Source organism: Ralstonia sp. TCR112, assembly GCF_007997035.1.
Lineage (GTDB): Bacteria > Pseudomonadota > Gammaproteobacteria > Burkholderiales > Burkholderiaceae > Ralstonia > Ralstonia edaphi.
The window spans coordinates 1-539 of record NZ_VOSS01000244.1; the positions used below are offsets into that span (position 1 = coordinate 1).

At 62.7% G+C, this 539-nt stretch carries 1 protein-coding gene; it reads right to left on the reverse strand.

What is annotated here, in order from left to right; all coding sequences use genetic code 11:
- Nucleotides 1-248: 248 nt before the first annotated feature.
- Nucleotides 249-539: helix-turn-helix domain-containing protein (locus tag FUT88_RS25640; RefSeq protein WP_325205678.1), on the reverse strand; the 291-nt coding region annotated here is incomplete at its 5' end.

The following is a 539-nucleotide window of genomic DNA, read 5'->3' on the forward strand; positions in this document are numbered from 1 at the left end:
TTTCTTACTAGTCATCCTTCGCATGGGATCCCGATGCAAGCCAACCTGACCGCGTTTGCTGCGCTGGCGGCGTCCGTTTCGTCTGGTGCCGGCTGCCGGATTCAGTCCGTTGAACCAACTATTGGGTGGACCGGATGAGGAGCTCGCGCGCCAATTCGGTCTCGCCGCTTCTCCTTCTCCAAAGCGCATCCGGGACGCAGCATCAACGCTACGCCCCGACGATCGGAATGAAAGCGATGCGATCAAGCCTAAGCCGGATGCAGCGGATGCTCTGCCCGAATGCCGTGCTTCTGCATCAACCGATACAGCGTGACGCGCGACACTGCCAGTTCGCGCGCGGTCATGCCCATATGGAAGCCGTTGCGCGCGATGGCCGTGCGGATGGCATCCGATTCGGCGCCTTCGCGTGCTTCCTCCAGCGTCTGGCCCGACACGGAGGCATAGCCTTCGAGATGCAGGTCGGCGGCCGAGATCTTGCGGTTGTCGGTCATCACCAGAGCGCGACGCACGCGGTTGATGAGCTCGCGCACGTTGCCCGG